Source organism: Micromonospora sp. NPDC051543, assembly GCF_044454415.1.
Lineage (GTDB): Bacteria > Actinomycetota > Actinomycetes > Mycobacteriales > Micromonosporaceae > Micromonospora.
Window position 1 is genome coordinate 29,349 of record NZ_JBITDT010000004.1, and the last position, 18,780, is coordinate 48,128.

16 protein-coding genes are annotated in these 18,780 nt (G+C 71.9%); 2 read left to right on the forward strand and 14 right to left on the reverse strand.

The genetic code is table 11. The features are described 5' to 3' along the window. Nucleotides 1-138 precede the first annotated feature (138 nt). The 7 genes from ACIA3K_RS07990 to ACIA3K_RS08020 all read right to left on the reverse strand — a co-directional run bounded on the left by ACIA3K_RS07990 (nucleotide 139) and on the right by ACIA3K_RS08020 (nucleotide 7,869). A complete protein-coding gene (locus ACIA3K_RS07990; protein ID WP_396799809.1) occupies nucleotides 139-885 on the reverse strand; it encodes an SDR family NAD(P)-dependent oxidoreductase in 747 nt (248 codons plus the stop codon). A gap of 131 nt (nucleotides 886-1,016) precedes the next feature. Then, nucleotides 1,017-2,126: a branched-chain amino acid ABC transporter permease gene (locus ACIA3K_RS07995; protein WP_396799810.1), complete on the reverse strand. Its 1,110-nt coding sequence runs from the start codon at nucleotides 2,124-2,126 to the stop codon at nucleotides 1,017-1,019. Further along, complete coding sequence (locus ACIA3K_RS08000) at nucleotides 2,123-3,013, reverse strand: branched-chain amino acid ABC transporter permease (protein WP_396799811.1); 891 nt, start codon at nucleotides 3,011-3,013, stop codon at nucleotides 2,123-2,125. Before ACIA3K_RS08000 ends, ACIA3K_RS07995 begins: the two co-directional genes overlap by 4 nt. Beyond that, nucleotides 3,013-3,738 carry an ABC transporter ATP-binding protein gene (locus ACIA3K_RS08005; RefSeq protein ID WP_396799812.1) on the reverse strand — a complete coding sequence of 242 codons (726 nt, stop codon included), beginning with the start codon at nucleotides 3,736-3,738 and terminating at the stop codon, nucleotides 3,013-3,015. Before ACIA3K_RS08005 ends, ACIA3K_RS08000 begins: the two co-directional genes overlap by 1 nt. After that, entirely contained in the window at nucleotides 3,738-4,481 is a 744-nt protein-coding gene (locus tag ACIA3K_RS08010) for an ABC transporter ATP-binding protein (RefSeq protein WP_396799813.1), read from the reverse strand. Before ACIA3K_RS08010 ends, ACIA3K_RS08005 begins: the two co-directional genes overlap by 1 nt. Before the next feature lie 3 nt (nucleotides 4,482-4,484). After that, entirely contained in the window at nucleotides 4,485-5,684 is a 1,200-nt protein-coding gene (locus ACIA3K_RS08015) for a substrate-binding domain-containing protein (protein ID WP_396799814.1), read from the reverse strand. Nucleotides 5,685-6,756: 1,072 nt separating this feature from the next. Beyond that, complete coding sequence (locus ACIA3K_RS08020; protein ID WP_396799816.1) at nucleotides 6,757-7,869, reverse strand: glycerophosphodiester phosphodiesterase; 1,113 nt, start codon at nucleotides 7,867-7,869, stop codon at nucleotides 6,757-6,759. Between the two features lie 141 nt (nucleotides 7,870-8,010). On the opposite strand from ACIA3K_RS08020, the gene ACIA3K_RS08025 reads away from it, so the two are divergent. Together ACIA3K_RS08025 and ACIA3K_RS08030 are read left to right on the forward strand one after the other, a co-directional pair. After that, on the forward strand, nucleotides 8,011-9,345 hold the full coding sequence (locus ACIA3K_RS08025; protein ID WP_396799817.1) for a TrkH family potassium uptake protein: 1,335 nt from the start codon (nucleotides 8,011-8,013) through the stop codon (nucleotides 9,343-9,345). A gap of 16 nt (nucleotides 9,346-9,361) precedes the next feature. Next, on the forward strand, nucleotides 9,362-10,030 hold the full coding sequence (locus tag ACIA3K_RS08030) for a potassium channel family protein (RefSeq protein ID WP_396799819.1): 669 nt from the start codon (nucleotides 9,362-9,364) through the stop codon (nucleotides 10,028-10,030). Between the two features lie 39 nt (nucleotides 10,031-10,069). Here ACIA3K_RS08030 and ACIA3K_RS08035 read toward each other — a convergent pair whose 3' ends face one another. From ACIA3K_RS08035 to ACIA3K_RS08065, 7 genes are all read right to left on the reverse strand, one after another. Continuing rightward, nucleotides 10,070-11,713 (reverse strand): serine/threonine-protein kinase, encoded by a 1,644-nt coding sequence (locus tag ACIA3K_RS08035; protein ID WP_396799820.1) that lies wholly within the window; start codon nucleotides 11,711-11,713, stop codon nucleotides 10,070-10,072. Between the two features lie 71 nt (nucleotides 11,714-11,784). Then, nucleotides 11,785-13,338 carry a fused MFS/spermidine synthase gene (locus ACIA3K_RS08040; RefSeq protein WP_396799821.1) on the reverse strand — a complete coding sequence of 518 codons (1,554 nt, stop codon included), beginning with the start codon at nucleotides 13,336-13,338 and terminating at the stop codon, nucleotides 11,785-11,787. A 36-nt stretch (nucleotides 13,339-13,374) separates the two neighbouring features. Then, nucleotides 13,375-14,346 (reverse strand): coiled-coil domain-containing protein, encoded by a 972-nt coding sequence (locus tag ACIA3K_RS08045; protein ID WP_396800288.1) that lies wholly within the window; start codon nucleotides 14,344-14,346, stop codon nucleotides 13,375-13,377. A gap of 246 nt (nucleotides 14,347-14,592) precedes the next feature. Then, nucleotides 14,593-15,402, reverse strand: a complete 810-nt coding sequence (locus ACIA3K_RS08050; protein ID WP_396799822.1) for an inositol monophosphatase family protein — start codon at nucleotides 15,400-15,402, stop codon at nucleotides 14,593-14,595. Continuing rightward, nucleotides 15,395-15,847 carry a response regulator gene (locus ACIA3K_RS08055; protein ID WP_007465485.1) on the reverse strand — a complete coding sequence of 151 codons (453 nt, stop codon included), beginning with the start codon at nucleotides 15,845-15,847 and terminating at the stop codon, nucleotides 15,395-15,397. The genes ACIA3K_RS08050 and ACIA3K_RS08055 overlap by 8 nt, the downstream gene beginning before the upstream one ends. Then, complete coding sequence (locus ACIA3K_RS08060; protein ID WP_396799824.1) at nucleotides 15,844-17,577, reverse strand: ATP-binding protein; 1,734 nt, start codon at nucleotides 17,575-17,577, stop codon at nucleotides 15,844-15,846. The genes ACIA3K_RS08055 and ACIA3K_RS08060 overlap by 4 nt, the downstream gene beginning before the upstream one ends. Next, nucleotides 17,574-18,773, reverse strand: coding sequence for a fused response regulator/phosphatase (locus ACIA3K_RS08065; protein WP_357134396.1), 1,200 nt, complete (start codon nucleotides 18,771-18,773; stop codon nucleotides 17,574-17,576). Before ACIA3K_RS08065 ends, ACIA3K_RS08060 begins: the two co-directional genes overlap by 4 nt. Nucleotides 18,774-18,780: the final 7 nt, after the last annotated feature.

Sequence of the window (18,780 nt, forward strand, 5' to 3'; positions counted from 1 at the left end):
ACCCCCACCCCCTCCCCCCCCACCTCCCACCATTTTTCAAAATTTTGTCCGGGTAACATTCCGGCCGGATTCTGACGCGAACCTCTTGATCACCGGGGTGGGTGGGTGGGGTGGGGTCAGTGGGTGGGGGGTTGGGGGTTAGCGGCCTAGGACTGAGCCGCCGTTGACGCCGAGGACCTGGCCGGTCACGTAGCCGGCGGCCGGGCTGGCTAGGTAGCGGACGGCCTCGGCGATGTCGTCGGGTAGTCCGGGACGCTTGAGGAGCGTCTCCGCGACCCGCTTCGCGTACCCCTCGGGGGTCATCCGGTCGCCGAAGAAGTCGGTCTCGGCGACGTAGCCCGGGCTCACCACGTTGACCGTGATCTGCTCCGGACCGAGCTGCGCCGCCAGGGTGTACGCCCAGCCGTGCAGGGCCGCCTTCGCCGCCGCGTACGCGTCAGCACCACCCCGCTGTGCGGCGATCGAGCTGACCAGGATCACCCGCCCACCGGGTCGACGCAGCGCCGGCCGCAGCGCCTCGGTCAACAGCACCGCGGTGAGGACGTTGGCGTCCAGGTTGGCCCGCCAGTGTGCGGCGGTCCCCGCCAGCGTGTCGGTCTCCCCACCCAGGTAGCCGCCCGCGTTGTTGACCACCACGTCGACCGGCCGACCGTCGACCGCTGCCAGGACCGGGTCGAGCTGCTCCGGGTCGGTCAGGTCCGCGGGCACCGGGGTGACGGCGCCCGGCCGTCCACAGTCGACGGCGATGCGCTCGGCGGTCGCCGCCAACACGTCCGCCCGTCGCCCGACGACGAGAACGTCGTACCCGTCCCGGGCGAGCGACCCCGCGATGGCCGCCCCGATCCCGGTCCCACCCCCGCTAACCACCGCAAGCCGCGCTCCCATCGACCAACCTCCCCATCCCCGAACCCCGTCCCCGAACCCCGTCGATCATGAAGTTATCGCCATCTGGCACGGCGTGTCGTGACGATAACTCCATGATCGACCGGGTTCAGCGGCCGGGATACGGCCGGCGGTCAGGGGCGGGGGGTGGGACGGAGGGATCTGGTCAGGGCGGTCAGGCGGGGGGCCAGGCTGGTCAGACCGCCGGGGAAGAAGTACACCGCCAGGATGAAGACCGTGCCGAGGACGAACAGGGGCTGGCTCAGCGGGTGACTGAGGACGGCCGGCAGGTTGTCGACCGCGTCACTCGTGCCGAACGCGGTGAGCCGGTGGTCCAGATACATGTAGAGGACGCCGCCGAGCACCGGTCCCCACCGGGTGCCCGGTCCGCCGAGCACCACCATGACCAGGAGCGAAAGGGTCAGCTCGGAGGACGTGATGTGCGGCGAGGCGCCGCCGACGATCAGGACGTAGACCACGCCGCCCGCCGACGCCAACCCGCCGGCCAGGGTGAACGCCACCAGCTTGTAGCGGTACGGGTCGAGCCCGAGCACGCCGATCCGTCGCTCGTCGTCACGCAGCCCGGCGAGGACCCGCCCGGTCGGCGACCCGCTGACCCGGTGCACCACGAAGACCACCAGCGTCAGGTACGCCAGCGCCAACCAGTACAGATTGACCGTGTTGGTCACCCCGACCAGTCCGGCCGGCAGCCCGGACACGTCCAGCGGTAGGCCCTCCTCACCACCGGTGAGCCCGCCGAAATCCCGGGCCACCAGGATCGCCCCGACCTGGGCGAACGCCAACGTGACCATGGCGAACGCGATGCCCACGGTCCGCAGGGCAACCGCGCCGAGCAGCGCGGCGAGGATCGTGCCGCCGGTGATCGTCAGCAGCGCCGCCTGCCACAGCGGCAGTCCGGCCCGGGTGACGAGGATGTCGGTGCCGTACACGCCGGCCGCGAAGTAGAGCGCGTGCCCGAACGAGAGCATCCCGGTCCGGCCGAAGAGCAGGTCGTACCCCGCCGCCAGCCCGCCGAAGATCAGGCAGATGGCGAGGATCTGCAGAGTGCCGGGCGAATTGACCGGCCCCTCGAAGATCCCCGGCAGGGAGATCGTCGAGTACGGCAGGATCGCCATCACCGCCAGCGCGACGAGCGGCAGGAACGGGCGGACCCGATGCCACCGCCCCCGCTGCGGAGTCAGTTCGTCCGGCACCTGAGCGGGAGGCGCGTCGATCACCGTCATGCCGTTGCCACCTTTCCGGCGATGCCCTGCGGGCGCAGCAGCAGCACCACGGCCAGCAGCCCGACCACGCAGATGTCGCCCAGCCCGGACGTGCCGTAGTAGTTGACGAACTGCTGCACCAGCCCGACCACGACCGCCGCGTACGCGGAGCCGACCACCGAGCCCATCCCGCCGATCACCACCACGATGAACGCGAAGATCAGCAGTGAGCCGCCCTGACCGGGCGAGACGGTGCCGAAGTAGACGCCGCCGAGCGCTCCGGCGAGCGCGGCCGCCGCCCCGCCGATCGCGAAGACCAGCGTGAACGCCTTGCGGACGTCGATGCCGAGCGCGGTCACCATCTCCCGGTTCTCCACCCCGGCCCGGATCACCAGGCCGTACCGGGTCCAGCGCAGGAACGCCAGGATCGCGCCGAGCACCAGCACCGCCGCGATGATCAGCAGCAGGCCGCCGTTCGGCACCTGCGCGCCGAGGATCCCGGTCACCTGCCGGGTCCAGGCGGGGCGCGGGAACGGCCGGGCGTCGGCACCCCAGGTGGCCTGGAGCAGCGCCACCCCGGCCAGCGACAGGCCGACGGTGACCAGCACCTGCTCGATGGTGCGGGAGTAGAGCGGCCGGATCAGCACCAGCTCGACCAGCACCGCGACGAGCGTGCCGGCGGCCACCCCGAAGGCGACCGCGAGCACGAAGCCGAACCCGTCCGGGCCCGCGCCCGGCAGGTTGCCCGCCGCCCACCAGGTGCCGTACGCGCCGACGCCGAGGAACAGCCCGTGCGCGAAGTTGAGCACGTCGGCGAGGCCGAAGACCAGCGACAGGCCCGACGCGACCAGGAAGTACAGCGCCGCCAGGCCGAGGCCGGTCAACGCCAGCAGGATCACCGTGCTCATCAGTGGTTCACCTCCGCCGAACCGACGCCCAGCAGCGACTTCGTCAGCGCGGTCTCGAGCAGCAGGTCCTGGGCGTCGCCCGTCCAGGCGACCCGGCCGGCGGAGAGCACCACGGCGTCGCGGGCCAGTCGGCGCACGACGGCCAGGTTCTGCTCCACCAGCAGCACCGGCACCGACTCCGCGACCCGCTCCAACACCTCGGCCACCTCGGTCACCACCTTCGGCGCCAACCCCTTGGTCGGCTCGTCGACCAGCAGCAGCCGGTTGTCGTTGAGCAGCACCCGCCCGATCGCGAGCATCTGCTGCTGCCCGCCGGAGAGCGAGCCCGCCCGTTGGCGTCCGCGCCGGTCCAGCTCCGGGAAGAGAGCAAAGACCTTGTCGTACGCCGGGATGGTGCCGCGCCGTTCGGCGAGCCGTAGGTTCTCGGCGACGGTGAGGCCGGCGAACACGCACCGGTCTTCCGGTACGTAGCCGAGCCCACCGCGGACCAGCCGGTGGGTGGGCCGGGCCAGCAGGCTCTGCGCGCCCATCCGGATGGTGCCGCGCACCTCCCCGGCGGGCGGGGTGAGGCCGACGATCGCGCGCAACGTGGTGGTCTTGCCGACGCCGTTGCGCCCGAGCAGGACGGTCACGCCGGTCGGGGCGACCGTGAAGGACACGCCCTGGAGGATGTGCAGCCCGGAGATCCGGACCGACAGGCCCTCCACGGTGAGGACTGGTTCCATTAGAGGGACTCCCCCAGGTAGGCCTCTTGCACGGTGGGGTTGGCCATCACCGTCTCCGGGGTGTCGCAGGCCAGCAGCGCGCCGTGGTGCATGACGGCGATCCGGTCGGCCAGCTCCAGGATGACGTCCATGTGGTGCTCGACCATCAGCACCGACCGGCCGCTGTCGCCGGTCAACGACTTGATGACCGTCACCAGCTCGGGCACGTCCTCGGCGCTGACCCCGGCCATCGGCTCGTCGAGCAGCATCACCCGTGGTTCACCGGCGAGCAGCAGAGCGATCTCCAACTTGCGCTTCTCGCCGTGGGCCAGGGTGCCGGCGAGTGCCGTACCCCGGTGGGCGAGGCCGACCCGGTCGAGCGCCGCGTCGGCGGCGGCGGCGACCTCCCGGTCGGCCGCCGCCCGCCGCCACAACGCCATCGAGCCCCCGCGGTACGCCTGCACGGCGAGTCGGACGTTCTCCCGCACGCTGAGCGAGCCGAAGACCGAGGACGCCTGGAAGGTACGGCCCAGACCGAGGCGGGCCCGCCGGTGCGGCGGGAGCCCTCCGATGTCCTGCCCGTCCAGGGTGATCCGGCCCTCCGTGGCCCGGCGCAGGCCGGTGATCAGGTTGAACAGTGAGGTCTTGCCGGCGCCGTTCGGCCCGATCACGCCCAGGAACTCCCCGGGCGCCAGGTCGAGGTAGACGCTGTCGACGATGGCGACCTCACCGATCCGCCAGGTCAGACCGCGGGTGGCGAGCATTTCTCAGCCCTTCATGGCCACGGCCGGTGGCGCGGTCTCGTCGCCGGTGAGGCTCTTCTGCGCGGTCGCCGTGAAGTCGGTGCCGCTGCCGGTCAGCTTGGCCTGGAACATCGGCTGCAGCAGCGCGTGGTCGGCGGCGCGGATGGTCATCTTGCCCTTGACCCCGTCGAAGCTCCAGTCCTCGAGAGCCTTGACCATCTTGTCGACGTCGTCGCCACCCTCCTGCACGGCCCGCACCACCATCTGGGCGGCGGCGAAGCCGTCCGGGTGGAACAGGTCGATGGTGCTCACCTTGGCCTTGAGCGCCTTGCTGGCCTCGGTGTCGGACGCGCCGTCGAAGTAGTGCGACAGGAAGGAGATCTTCGCGCCGGCCGCCCCGAAGGTGGGCCACGAGGCGCGGATGTCCAGGCCGGTGACGACCGTGGTGGACGACAGCACGCCCTGCTGGTCGAGGGTCTGCCACATCGCCGGGGCGGTGGTGCCGGCCCAGGCGACGAAGAGCAGGTCCGGCTTGGCGGCCTTGATCTGGCTGGCGAACGGCGTGAACTCGGTGGCGCTGGCCGGCGCCCGCACACTGCTCACGGTGGCGCCCGCGCCGCCGATGACCGTCTTGACGGCCGCCTCGTTGGCGTCGCCGAACGCGCCGTCCTGGGCGAAGACCACGACCTTCTTGCCGGTCGGGTCGCCGATGAAGGACTTGGCCGTCACCACGTCCTGGTAGGACTGCCGGCCGGACCGGAACGTGTACTTGTTCGCCCCGGTCACCGCGTCGGTCGCGGCCGGGCCGGAGATGAAGAGAACCTTGTTCTGCGCCGCGATCGGCGCGACCTGCAACGCCACCCCGGACGCGGTCGACCCGGCAATGATCTTCGTGCCCTTGCCGATCAGGTCCTTCGCGGCGGAGACCGCCTTGGCCGGGTCACCGGCGTCGTCGACCTCGGTCAACTCGATCTTCCGGTCACCGACCTTGCCGGTGCCCTTGGTGGCGAAGTCGAGCCCCGCCTTGAAACCCTCGATGTACTGCTTGCCGTAGCTGGCCAGGGCTCCCGACTGGGAGTACACCAGGCCGACCTTGACCGGGGCGGCACTGTCGCCGCCGCCGGTGGCGGTGTCCTGCGGGCTACCGCAGGCCGTGGCGGCCAGCGCCGCGGCCATCATCGTGGCGGCGGAGAGGAACGCCCGCCGCGTGTGCCGGACCGTCATCGCGACTCCAGGTGAGGACAAGATGCTTGGTTGTCGGCTCACGCTAGAAGTGACGTCACCCACGGGCTATGTGGCGGAAACACACAAGTAACGCCAGGGGGGTGGCCCGAGGTTACAACCGGCCGCACTACCACCCCCGACCCGGATCTCCCGATGGCCCGCAGCGCCACGGACAGATCGACAGGTGTGTCGCCCCGAGCCATCCGCCGTCAGCCGCCCTGCCCGGCGTGGTCCGCCGAGCGCGGGCAGCCGCCGCCGAGCGCGGGCACCGCCGCCGGGCGCGGGCACCGCCGCCGGGCGCGGGCACCCGCCGCCGGGCGCGGGCACCGCCGCCGGGCGCGGGCACCCGCCGCCGAGCGCGGGCACCCGCCGCCGAGCGCGGGCACCCGCCGCCGAGCGCGGGCACCCGCCGCCGAGCGCGGGCACCCGCCGCCGAGCGCGGGCACCGCCGCCGAGCGCGGGCACCGCCGCCGAGCGCCGTCGCCGTCCCGGCCGCCGTTGCCGCCGCCTGCTGCCGTTGCCGCCGCCGCCGGGCGAAGATCCGCGCAACTTCGCTGTTGTTGCTGTCTCCGCCGGCCCTGAAGCAGCAACAACAGGGAAGTTGCTGCCCCCACGCCACCTTCGCCCCATCAAGATCGTGCTCGATCGTTGAAGTAGTGGCCTCGGGGGCGCGGCGATGCCACTACTTCCTAGATCGAGCACGATCTTGCGCCTGCGCCTGCGCCTGCGCCTGCGCCCGCGCCCGCGCCGGGGACGCCGCTGGCCCGGCGTCCGAGGTGACGGACGACGGGCCAGCGTGTGGGCCGGACGTGATCGGCCCGGTGGTCGGCGCGGAGCGGGTCAGCTCCGAGCCGAGGCTCGGGGGTGGGTCAGCTTCGAGCCGAGGCTCGGGGGTGGGTCAGCTTCGAGCCGAGGCTCGGGGGTGGGTCAGCTTCGAGCCGAGGCTCGCGAGCGGGTCAGCGGACGACCCGAGGCTCGCGAGCGGGTCAGCGGCCGTGCCGAAGACAAGCGGTGGGTCAGCGGCCGGGCCGAGGACCAGCGGTGGGTCAGCGGCCGGGTCGTGTCGGCGAGGTCAGAGGCCGGCGCGGGCGGCGACCGCGGTGTCCGGGTGGTCGCTGAAGACGCCGTCCAGGCCGAGGCCGAAGAACAGTTCGTACTCGGCCGTGATGTCGCCGCGAGCGTTCGGGTCGGTGCCGATGCGGAAGTCGACGGGGAGGAACTGGTTCTCCGCGCGGAAGGTCCAGGAGTGCACGAGCAGCCGCTCGCGGTGCGCGTCACGGACCACGTTCGTCGGGGCGAGCAGGTTGCCGGCGGCGTCGCGGGGCACGATCAGGTTCTTGTTCGCGCCGATGCCGTCGGCGTACCCGGCGATCCACTTGAGGCCGGCGGCCGTGGCGAGGTCCTGGTAGGTGCGGGTGTCACCGGCGGCGGTGAAGTCGTACGGGCGGCCGGTCGCGTCCAGGAGCTGGATCAGCTTGACCTCGGTGAGTCGGCTCAGCCGGCGCAGGTTGGCCGTCTCGAACGACTGGATGAAGACCGGCGAGTTCTTCCGGTCCAGCTTGTTCTGCCGCAGCACCGCCAGCAGCGGCTCCTCCAGCGGCTTGCCGATGGACGTGAAGTAGCTCGGGTGCTTGGTCTCCGGGTAGATGCCGATGGTGCGGCCCCGTGCCCGCCCCTCGGTTCGGGCGAGGTCGATGACCTCCTGGAGGGTGGGCACCTCGAAGCGGCCGTCGAAGGCGGTGTTCGCGACGCGTACCTGCGGCAGCCGTTCCTTGGCCCGCAGCGTCTTCAGCTCGGCGAGGGTGAAGTCCTCGGTGAACCAGCCGGTCACGGCGACGCCGTCGATGGTCTTCGTCGCCTTGCGGGCCGCGAACTCCGGGTGGGCCGCGACGTCGGTGGTGCCGGAGATCTCGTTCTCGTGCCGGGCGACCAGCACGCCGTCGGAGGTGGGCACCAGGTCCGGCTCGATGTAGTCGGCGCCCATCCGGATCGCCAGCCGGTACGCCTCAAGGGTGTGCTCCGGCCGGTAACCGCTGGCCCCACGGTGACCGATGACGATGGGCCGGTCGGTGGGCCGGGCGCGGTCCGCGTCGGACGAGGGGCCGGCGGCGGCCATGGTGGGCACGGCCACGGCGGCGGCGAGCAGCGCGCCGGCCACACCGAGGGTCGAGAGGGTACGTCGCAACGCCGTCTCCTGTCATCGAGGGTGTCGCAGACAGCAGACCCGGTGCGATTGGCCGGGAGTTGGTCGATGTCTGACCGGCAGGTGAATCTCCGGAATGAGCGTTCCGACTCCGGCGGTCGTACGGAAAAGGAAGATTGTCTGGTGCGTCGGTTACTCCGCAACCCCGTGCGGCTCGTGCCGCTGGGGTTCCTGGTGCCGATCCTGCTCGGCACCGGGCTGCTGATGACGCGCTGGTCGACCGTCCAGCACCAGCGACCACCCCTGGTCACCGCGCTGTTCACCGCCACCTCGGCGGTGTCCGTCACCGGCATGGCGGTGACCGACACCCCGAACTACTGGTCCGGCGGGGGCCTGTTGGTGATCACCCTGCTCACGCAGCTCGGCGGTCTCGGCATCCTCACCGTCGCGGCGCTTGTCATCCTCGTGGTCTCCCGCCAGCTCGGCCTGCGCAACCGGCTGCTGGTGCAGGCCGAGACGGCGGAGTTCGGCGTTGGAGACGTGACCCGGTTGCTGAGCCGGATCGCGGTGACCGTCTTCGCCTGCGAGGCGGTGATGACGGCGCTGGTCGCCGGCCGCCTCTGGTGGGCGTACGACTACGCGCCCGGCCGGGCCCTCTGGTCGGGGGTGTTCCACTCCGTCCAGGCGTTCAACAACGGTGGGTTCGCGCTCTACTCGGACGGCCTGCTGGCCTTCGACCGTGACCCGTGGGTGTCGCTGCCGTTGGCGTTCGGCGCCATCGTCGGCGGTCTGGGGTTCCCCGCCCTGTTCGAGGCGGTCCGCGAGTGGCGCAGGCCGGCGGGCTGGGCGGTCGCGACCAAGCTGACGATCTGGGGCAGTGTGGCGCTGCTGGTGCTCGGCTTCGTCGGCCTGCTCGCCGCCGAGTGGACCAACGCCAGCACCATCGGCCCGTACGACGCCGCCGGAAAGACGCTCGCGTCGTTCACGCAGATCGCGTTGAGCCGGACCGGCGGGTTCAGTGTCCTGAACATCGCCGACCTGCAGGAGGAGAGCTATCCGCTGCTGATCGTGTTGATGTTCATCGGTGGCGGGAGCGCCAGCACGGCCGGCGGTATCAAGGTTTCCACGTTCTTCCTGCTGGCGTTCACCATCTGGGCGGAGCTGCGTGGGGAGCCCGACGTGACGGTCGGGCACCGCCGGGTGGCCACCGCCAGCCAGCGGCAGGCCGTCACCGTCGCTCTGCTGAGCGTCGCGCTGGTCACCGCCGGGACGATGCTCCTGCTGCTGCTCACCGAGGGCGTGCGGTTCGTCGCGGTGCTGTTCGAGGTCACGTCCGCGTTCAGCACCACCGGGCTGACCATCGGCCTGGCCGGCGAACTGCCCGGCAGTGGTCAGGTGGTGCTGACGGTGTTGATGTTCATCGGTCGGGTCGGGCCGCTCACCCTCGGGTCGGCGATCGCCCTGAACACCCGACGCAGGCTCTACCGCTATCCCCAGGAACAGCCGATTGTCGGCTAGCGACGAGGAGGTCGAGGTGTCGACGAGACGAGCGGACGGCGGTGGCGTCGTCGTGATCGGGCTGGGCCGGTTCGGCTGTCACCTGGCCGGGTCCCTCGCCCGGATGGAACGCGAGGTGTTGGCCGTCGACCGCAATCCGGACCAGGTGCAGCGCTTCTCGGCCCAGCTCGACCGGGTGGTGCAGGCGGACGCGACGGAGGAGGGGGCGTTGCGGCAGCTCGGCGTCGCGAGCTTCGGCCGGGCCGTGGTGGCCATCGGGGCATCGGTGGAGGCGAGCGTGCTCACCGTGCTGGCGCTCGTCGAGCTGGGCGTGCCGCAGATCTGGGCCCGCGCCACGTCGCAGAAGCACGCCAAGATCCTGTCGTCCGTGGGCGCGCACCACGTGATCTTTCCGGAGGCGGAGACCGGTGACCGGGTGGCGCACCTGATCGTCAGTCGGTTGCTCGACTTCATCGAGTTCGACGACGCCTTCGCGATCGCCACCGTCCGGGTTCCGCCGTCCCTGGCCGGTCGGACACTGCACGACCTGCGTCCGCACGAGCGCGACGGGGTCCGGGTGATCGGCGCGAAGGTGCCGGGCGAGCGTTTCCGGTACGCCTCGGACGACACGGCGCTCGTGGACGGCGGAGTGCTGGTCGTGGAGGGCGGGATAGACCAGGTGCAGCGCTTCGCGGGGCGGCGCTGACACCTCACTTCGGGTGGCGCGCGTGCCCCTCAGGCGCTTTCACCCTTTTCCCGGACCACCCGGCCCCTTGGCCTCGGACGGCTTCTTCGGCGCCTTCGCCTTCTCGGGCGCCTTCGGCTGGGCCGGTGCCTTGGGTGCGACCTTGGTGGTGGTCTTCGTCGTCTTCTTCGGTGCGGCCTTGGTCGGGGCGACCTTGACGGCCGGGGCGGTGGACGGGGTCGACCCGGCCACCCCGGAGACGCGTACCCCGCAGGTCGCGTCGCCGAGCCGGAACTCCACCGGCAGCGGGTTCGCCCCGGTGTACGTACCGGCCAGCGTCAGCTTCTCGGCCGCGCCGGGCGCCAGCGTCTTTCCCTGCGCCGCAGGGCGGATCTGCACCGCGCCGCCCTGCTGCTGCGCCGGGGCGGGCTCGGCCTTGGTCACCTTCTGCTGGCCGGGGAACGTGAAGCTCATCGTCCAGTCGCTCAGCGCCCGGTCGCCGGTGTTGGTCAGGGTCAGCTCGGCCGTGAAGTCCTTGCCGGAGTCGGTGCGCAGCGCGTACGCCACCTCGCAGGGCGCCTTCTCCGGCAGACCCATCCGCGCCTCGGTGGTGGGCCGGTCCTGGCCGCTGGCCGGGCTGCGGGAAGTGAGCCCCCACATCGCCCCGGTGACCGCGATCAACCCGACGGCTGCCACCCCGGCCTCCACCCGCCGACGCCGGTTCGCCTGCCGGATGCGGCCACGCCGGGTCCGCGACAGCGGAAGAGCGTCCGTCTCCGCCGACCAGGGCAGGATCGTGGTGCCCGCGTTGGCCAGCGCGGCGGGGTCCAGCGGACCGCCCGCCGGTGAGACGGGTACCGCCGACAGCATTCCGGCCGCCTCGGCGAGGGTCCGGGCCAGCTCGGCGGTGTCCGGCCGGTCGGCGGGGCGCTTGGCGAGGCAGCGCCGGACCAGGTCGGTCACCGCGTCAGGAAGCTCGGACACCGCGGGCATCGGCTCCGGGTCGCTGTACATGTGCGCCCGCAGCATCTGGGTGGTCGTGGTCGCCTCCCAGGGCAACCGACCGGTGAGCATCCGGTAGAGCAGCAGCCCCACGGCGTACACGTCGGTGGCCGGGGAGACCTGACCGTTGTCCAGCCGCTCCGGCGCGAGGTACGCGGGCGTGCCCAGCAACGCGCCGTCCGGACCCTTCTCGCTCTCCCCCACCAGCGCGGAGATCCCGAAGTCGACCACCTTCACCCCGGTCGGGGTGAGCATGACGTTGCCCGGGGTGACGTCGCGGTGCACGACCCCACGACTGTGGGCGGTGGCCAGCGCCGAGCTGACCTCCGCGCCGATCGTCACCGCCTCACGCCACGGCAGCCGCACCTCGCGGCCGAGCCGGGCGGCCAGCGAACCGCCGTCGACCAGTTCCATCACGACGTACGGCACGGTCAGGCCGACCTGGTGGGACTCGCCGTAGTCGTACACGTTGGTGATGTTGGGATGGCAGAGCCGCGCGGCGGCCTGCGCCTCGACGCGGATGCGGTGCCGGAAGGCCCGGTCGGTGGCCAGCCGTGACGCCAACACCTTCACCGCGACCTGGCGGCCCAGCACCTCGTCGTAACCGCGCCAGACCACCGACATGCCACCCGCGCCGAGCTGCTCGACGAGCCGATACCGCTCGTCGAGGAGTTGCGCGCCGTTACGGTCCCCACCGCCCATGGTGGCCGTTGTTGCCCAGCACGGACCGGTCTACACCTGAAGGATCGGAATCGGTCACGAATATCACCCGATCAGGCGGTCGCCAGCAGTTGGTCCACCGGCGCGTAGTCGTCGGTCAGCACCATCGCCTTGCCGACGAAATCCGCGAGGTCCGCGCCGGAGAGCAGGCTGACGCTCGCGTCGACCACGTCGAGGCGGGCGCGGACGGCGGTCAGCGGCAGCGGCGCGTCGGAGGCGACGATGAGGAAGTTGCTGCCCCGCTCCTCGGCGAGCGCCTCCGGCGGGGCGATCAGCGCGACGTTCGTGAACTCGGCGGCGACCGTCGCCAGTTCGGCGCGGATGAACCGCAGCGGCGGGTAGTCGATGACGTTCTGCACGTACACCCCGCCGGGGCGGGTCACCCGCCGGATCTCGGCGGCCATCTCCCGGGTCGCCAGGTGCCAGGGCACCACCAGGTGGCCGAACGCGTCGCCGACGACCAGGTCGCGGCTGTCCGCCGGCTCGCCGGCGACCAGCATCCGGGCGTCGCCCACCACCGCCCGCAGACCTTGGCCCGGGCGTACGCCGAGTTCCCGTTCGCCCAGCTCCACCAGCCCACCGTCGATCTCGAACACCAGGTTGTCGGTGCCCGGCCGGGTGGCGGTCAGGTACGTCGGCACGGTGAAGCCGCCGCCACCCAGGTGCAGGGCGTCCAACCGCTGCCCGGCCGGCGTTGCCACGTCGGCGACCGCGCCGATCCACTTCGTGTAGGCGTACTCCAGGTGCGTCGGGTCGGCCAGGTCGACGTACGAGTGCTGGGCCGAGTTGAGCAGCAGCGCCCGGCCGCTGGGCCGGTTCGGGTCGGTGGTGACACGGGCGCAGTGGTACGCCGTCTCGATGTCGCACGGGTTCGGCGCGACGGTGCTCAGTCCCGCCCCGAGCAGGCCGAGGACGGCCAGCGCGGCCCGGGCCCGGGCCCGACCGGGCAGGCCGGTACGCGTCTGACGGCGCAGATACCAGCCGAGACCGATACCGACCAGGCCGAGGGAGATCGCCAACGCCAGCAGGATGACCGTGCTGGGCAGTGCCGCGACCAGCACGAAGCCGGTGAGCAGAGTGGCGGTGATGCCGCCCAGGGTGCCGATGCCGGACAGCCGGCCGACCACCTGGCCGGTCCGGCGCAGGTCGGCGAGTTGGAGCTTCACAACCAGCGGGGTGACCGCCGCCAGCAGCGCCGCCGGCACGAACACGGCGAGCGCCACGAGCAGCAGGATGGCGCTGGCCGCCCCACCACGGAGCACCTCGCCGGCGTAGCGCACCACGGGCAGGGTGATCGCGGTGGCGATCCCGGCCAGCACCAGGGCGGGCGCCAGCAGGCCGCGCGGGTCGCGCCGGTCGGCCAGCCAGCCGCCGGACCACGCGCCGTACGCGATCGCGGCGAGCGCGATGCCGATGACCGAGCTGGTCACCTGGAGGGTCACCCCGACGTACGGGCCGACCAGGCGCAGCGCGACCGTCTCCAGCACCAGCACGGCGCCGCTGGCGAAGAAGACCAGGAAGGCGGCCAGGCCATTGGGCAGCGCCCCGCCGGTTACCGGCACGGGCGGAGCTTCGGGAGCCGCTACGTCGGACGATGGGGAACTCATCGTCGCGATGGTACGCAGCGAAGCTGCCGCTCCGGGTCAGTACATCGAGAGATGAACATGGTTCGTGTGCGACGCGGCGGGACTGCCGCTGCCACTGTAGGCACGCCAGCCGGTGCCGGGATGCCAGATCTGCCGGTACCAGATCACGTAGAGCACACCCAGACGCTCGGCGTTACGGACGTGCCAGGCGGCCAGGCTGTCCCCGTACGCCTTGTCGCCGCCGGTCGCGTTCTTGTCCTCGAAGCCGTTCGTGGCGGCCGAGAAGTCACAGGCCCGACCCTTCGGATGCTCGCCGCCGCCACCGCTGCGCTTGCAGGAGACGTGCCGCTTGTAGCCGGCCGCCTGGGTCTCCTTGAGGGCGTGCAGGGTGCGCGGGGTGATGCACCCCGAGGTCGTCGGATCCTTCACCGAGCAGGACTCCGACGGCCACGAGCCGTCGGAGTTCCGTGGCGCCGGCTTCGCCGAGGACGAGCTGCCGCCGCTGAAGCCACTGCTGCCGCCCGAGCTGACCTCGGCCAGCGCCGCCTCGGCCTCCTTCTTCTTCTTGGCCATGACGGCGAGCTGCTTCTGCTGCTCACGGACCTCGGTGTCGATGGCGATCTTGGCCTGCTGGGCCTGCTGCCGGGCCTCGGTGAGGTCACGCAACCGCTTGCTGTCCCGCTGGGCCATCAGGTCCAGGTCGGCCGCCCGTTGCAGGAACGCCTGCGGAGTCGCGGTGTTGAGCAGCATCGCCGTCGGGGTGAGCCGACCCGCCCGGTACGACTGCGCGGCCACCTCGCCGACCTGGGCGGTCAACCCGACCAGGCGAACCTCGACGGCTTTCAGCTCGCCGTTCAACGCCGTCTGCCGCCGCTTGGAGTTGTCCAGTTTGGCCTTGGCCTCGATGTGGCCCTTGGCGGTCAGTTCCAGCGCGTCCCGCAACTTCTTGGTGCCGCCCTCGTCCGGCTCCGCCGACGCGGGCACGCCTGGCGCGAGCACCAGCGCCAGGGCGGCGAGCAGAGGAAGCAGTACGCGGCGAACGCGCGGCTGACTGAGCCTGGTCGTGGGCACGAAAGCGTCCTTCCGTCGACCGCCGGCCCCCGGTGAAACTCTGCGCGGCGGCGTCCCCGCCGGCGCCGGGCGGCGGCCTGCTGGCGGAGACCGCCGGTCACGATACCGGAACGCGCGCCGGTGACCAGTCCCGCGACCGCCCACCGGCCGCGGTGTCGACGCAGCGTGCCGGCGTCGTCGCGTGCCGCACGCGAGGGCTCCGGTTCAGGAGCTGAGCAGCGCCTCGTGGACCTGGGCCCAGACCTGTTCGTTGGCCGCGACGAGCAGCCCGCGACCATCGTCGGCCGGGTGGTAGTCCACGCCGTCGAACCGGCGGGCCACGCCACCGGCCGCGCGGACCAGCAGGCTGCCCGGGGCATGGTCCCAGGGCAGGGTGCGCCAGAAGAGGGCGAACTGCTGCTCGCCGGTGAGGATGTCCAGGTACTCCCGGCCGGCGCAGTGCTGGCCGGGCAGCAGCTCGCCGAGCCGGCGACCGCCGGCACGGACCCGGTCGCGGGCCTCCGGCGGCAGGAAATGGGTCATCGCCACGCCGCGAATGTCGCCCAGGGACGGCACCACGTCGGCGGTGCCGACCGGCTGGCCGTTGAGCAGCGTGCCCTCGTCGGCAAGGCCGGCGGCGAGCGTCCCCGCCAGCGGGTCGAGGATCCAGCCCGCCTTCGGCCGGCCGTCGGTCAACAGGGCGACCATCAGGGCGAACGGTCGGCGGCCGGCGGCGAAGTTGGCGGTGCCGTCGATCGGGTCGACCAGCCACACGTCCCCGGCGTCGCGCAGGTGGCCCAGCAGCTCCGGGTCGTCGGCGACGCCCTCCTCGCCCACCACCACCGAGCCCGGCCGGAGCCGACGCAGCCCGGCGGAGATCAGCTCCTCGGCGCGACGGTCGGCGACGGTGACCACCTCGCCGGGCGCCTTCTCCGACACGTCGTCGGCGTCGAGCTTGCGGAACAGCGGCAGCACGACCTGGTCGGCGGCCTCTGCGAGGAGGTCGCCGACGTCGTCGAGCAGGGTGTCAGCCACGCGGCGGCAACTTGACCACGCTGACGAAGAACTCGTCGATCTGCCGGACCACCGAGATGAAGCGCTCGAAGTCGACCGGCTTGGTCACGTAGGCGTTGGCGTGCAGCTGGTAGCTGCGCAGGATGTCCTCGTCGGCCTGCGAGGTGGTGAGCACGACCACCGGGATGCGGCGCAGCTCCGGGTCGTTCTTGATCTCTTCCAGCACCTCCCGCCCGTCCCGGCGCGGCAGGTTGAGGTCGAGCAGGATCAGGTCGGGCGCCACGGCGTCCGCGTACTGACCCTCCCGCCGGAGGTAGGCCAGCGCCTCGGCGCCGTCGGAGACGACGGTCAGCCGGTTGCGCAGCTTGTGCTCCTCGAACGCCTCCTGGGTCATCAACACGTCACCCGGGTCATCCTCGACGAGCAGGACCTCGATCGGGCTCTTGCCGTCCGCCGGCGCGGTCATCCCACCGTCTCCCTCATGTCACCCGTTCTACCGCCTTCCGGCGGCCCGTCGGCCCGGTCCGGCTGGTCCGCCCCGGCGGAGTGCTCCGACAGTGCGGGAGAAGCCTCGTCCGTGGGCGGCGCGTCGCCCTCCGAACCCTCCTGCGGCTCCTCGACCGGTTCGCCGGCGGCTGCCGCCTCCACGTCCTCGGGACGCGCCGGGAGCGTGAACCGGATGGCGGTGCCCTCCGGCACGTCGGTGTCCACCCACACCCGGCCGCCGTGATATTCCACGATCTTCTTGACGATCGCCAACCCGATGCCGGTGCCCGGGTACGCGTCCTTCGAGTGCAGCCGCTGGAAGATCACGAAGATCTTGTCGGCGAACTCCGGCTCGATACCGATGCCGTTGTCCTGACAGCTGATCTCCCACTCGGCGTCGACCAGCCGAGCCGAGATGTGCACCTTCGGTGGCACGTCCGGACGACGGAACTTGATCGAGTTGCTGACCAGGTTGGCCAGCAGGTTCGTGAGCAGCGGCTCCTCGCCACGGATCACCGGCAGATTTGTCCAGGTCAGCTCCGCGTCCGCGTACTGCCGGGCGGCCTCGGTCTGGCCGGCCACGTCGCCCATCACCTTGTTCAGGTCGACGTCCACGAAGCCGGTCGTGAGCCGGCCGATCCGGGAGAACGCGAGCAGGTCGTTGATCAGGCGCTGCATCCGCTGCGCGCCGTCCACCGCGAAGGCGATGTACTGGTCGGCCCGCTCGTCGAGCTGCCCGGCGTAGCGGCGCTGGAGCAACTGGCAGAAGCTGGCCACCTTGCGCAGCGGCTCCTGCAGGTCGTGGGACGCCACGTACGCGAACTGCTCCAGGTCACGGTTGGACCGGGTCAGCTCCTCGGCCTGCTTCTGGAGCTGGCTGTTGACCCACTCGATGCGTTCGCGGGCCTCCCGCACCTCGGCCAGGTCGGAGGCGATCTTCTGACGCATCGCGTCCACGTCGTCGCCGAGCTGGATGAACTCCGGCGGGCCGACGGTGGCGACGCGGTGCTGGTAGTCGCCCGCGGCGACCTCGCGGACCTGGTCGGCGAGGCCGGTCAGGGGCCGGACCACCATCCGGTCCAGCGAGAGCAGCAGCACCGCGCCGGCCACGACGACCACCAGGGCCGCGACGATCAGCAGGACGACGAGCACGTTGCTGCTGTTGCGGACGTCCGCGGCGGCCCGCTCCCGGGCGTCCAGGATCTCCTTCTGCAGGTCGTTGACGGCCAACCGGACCTGGTCGAACCGCTGCCGGGCCTGCTCGGTGACGAGCGCCTGACCGGCCCGGGTGCCCTCGCGCTCCGTCGTGGTGATCACCGGCTGGGCGACGGCCTCCCGCCACTGTGCCGAACGCTCCTCGACGGTCCGCAGCTCCTGACCGATCTGCGGGTAGTCGTGCAGCAGGGCCCGCATCGCGGCGACGGTGGCCTTCTCCTGTTCGAGGCCCGCGTCGTACGGACCCAGGTCGGCCGGGTCACCGCTGACCGCGTACCCGCGGACCGCCGTCTCCTGGTCGAGCACCGCGTTGAGCAGTTCCTGCGACTGCACCCGCAGCGGCCCGGTCTGGTTCAGGATGGCGTCGATCTGGGTGCGGTTGCGGGCGGCCATGGCCGCCTCCGCGACGGCCAGGCCGATCAGCAGCACCCCCACGACGGTGAGCAGCGTGATGACCCGGCGGCGCAGACTCCAGCCGCCGACCATCGGCGTCATCGGCCACCACCGCGGCTGACCAGCAGCATCGCCACGTCGTCGGCGAGCGGACCACCGTTGATCTGCTCGGCCCGGCCCACCAGCCAGGCGGGCAGCTCGGGCAGCGACACCTCCCGGTTGGCGGGCTCGTCGAGCAGCCCACTCAGGCCCGGCACGTCGAGCCGTTCGTTGCCCGTGCCCACCCGCCCCTCGATCAGGCCGTCGGTGTACATCAGCAGGGACCAGTCATCGGTGTCGAACTCCAGGTCGAAGGCGATCGGCCGGCGGGGTCGTACGCCCAGCAGCAGGCCACCGGGGGCGGGCACCGGGACGACCCGGCCGCCGGAGAGCAGCAGCGGCGGCGGATGCCCGGCGAGTCGGACGGTGGCCCGGTTGGCGTCCAGGTCGAGTCGGGTGGTGGCCACCGTCGCGAAGATCTCCTGAAGGCGGCGCTCACTCATCAGCACCTGCTCCAGGGCGGGCAGCACCTCGTCGTCCGGCACCCCGGCGAGCACGAGGGCCCGCCACGCCACCCGCAGTTCCACACCGAGCGCGGCCTCGTCCACCCCGTGCCCGCAGACGTCCCCGACGATCAGGTCGAGCCGGTCCGGACGGGTCTGCACCACGTCGAAGAAGTCCCCGCCGATCAGCGCGGCGTGCCGGCCCGGCCGGTAGAAGGTGTGTACCGCCACCTGGTCGGTCGTCATCAGCGGCTGCGGCAGCAGGCCGCGTTCGAGGCGGGCCGACTCGGCCTGGCGCAGCTCGACCTCGCGCAGCCGGCGGGCGTTCTCGTCGGCGCGCTTACGCTCGACCGCGTAGCGCAGCGCCCGGGTCAGCAACACCCCGTCCACCTGACCCTTGACCAGGTAGTCCTGCGCGCCCTCGGCGACCGCCACGACGCCCAGGTGCTCGTCCGAGCGGCCGGTCAGGACGCAGACCGCCGCGCCGCTGGACATCTCCAGCACCTGACGCAGCCCGTCCAGCCCCTGGGCGTCCGGCAGGCCCAGGTCGAGCAGGACGCAGTCCACGTCGCCGATCCGCTGCCGTGCCTCCCGCAGGCTGGTGGCGACCAGCAGGTCGATCATCGAGTTCGTCTCGGCGAGCAGCTCACCGACCAGGAAGGCGTCGCCCTCGTCGTCCTCCACCAGCAGTACCCGCAGCCGCTCGCCGGGCGGCAGGTTGCCGTGCCGTGCCAGCCCGCCGTGCGGGTACGGCACGACAGGG

Excerpts from the sequence above, each read along its gene's own strand:
- ACIA3K_RS07990 (WP_396799809.1), bottom strand. The coding sequence starts at position 885 with ATGGGAGCGCGGCTTGCGGTGGTTAGCGGGGGTGGGACCGGGATCGGG.
- ACIA3K_RS07995 (WP_396799810.1), bottom strand. The coding sequence starts at position 2,126 with ATGACGGTGATCGACGCGCCTCCCGCTCAGGTGCCGGACGAACTGACT.
- ACIA3K_RS08000 (WP_396799811.1), bottom strand. The coding sequence starts at position 3,013 with ATGAGCACGGTGATCCTGCTGGCGTTGACCGGCCTCGGCCTGGCGGCG.
- ACIA3K_RS08005 (WP_396799812.1), bottom strand. The coding sequence starts at position 3,738 with ATGGAACCAGTCCTCACCGTGGAGGGCCTGTCGGTCCGGATCTCCGGG.
- ACIA3K_RS08010 (WP_396799813.1), bottom strand. The coding sequence starts at position 4,481 with ATGCTCGCCACCCGCGGTCTGACCTGGCGGATCGGTGAGGTCGCCATC.
- ACIA3K_RS08015 (WP_396799814.1), bottom strand. The coding sequence starts at position 5,684 with ATGACGGTCCGGCACACGCGGCGGGCGTTCCTCTCCGCCGCCACGATG.
- ACIA3K_RS08035 (WP_396799820.1), bottom strand. The coding sequence starts at position 11,713 with ATGGGCGGTGGGGACCGTAACGGCGCGCAACTCCTCGACGAGCGGTAT.
- ACIA3K_RS08040 (WP_396799821.1), bottom strand. The coding sequence starts at position 13,338 with ATGAGTTCCCCATCGTCCGACGTAGCGGCTCCCGAAGCTCCGCCCGTG.
- ACIA3K_RS08055 (WP_007465485.1), bottom strand. The coding sequence starts at position 15,847 with ATGACCGCGCCGGCGGACGGCAAGAGCCCGATCGAGGTCCTGCTCGTC.
- ACIA3K_RS08060 (WP_396799824.1), bottom strand. The coding sequence starts at position 17,577 with ATGACGCCGATGGTCGGCGGCTGGAGTCTGCGCCGCCGGGTCATCACG.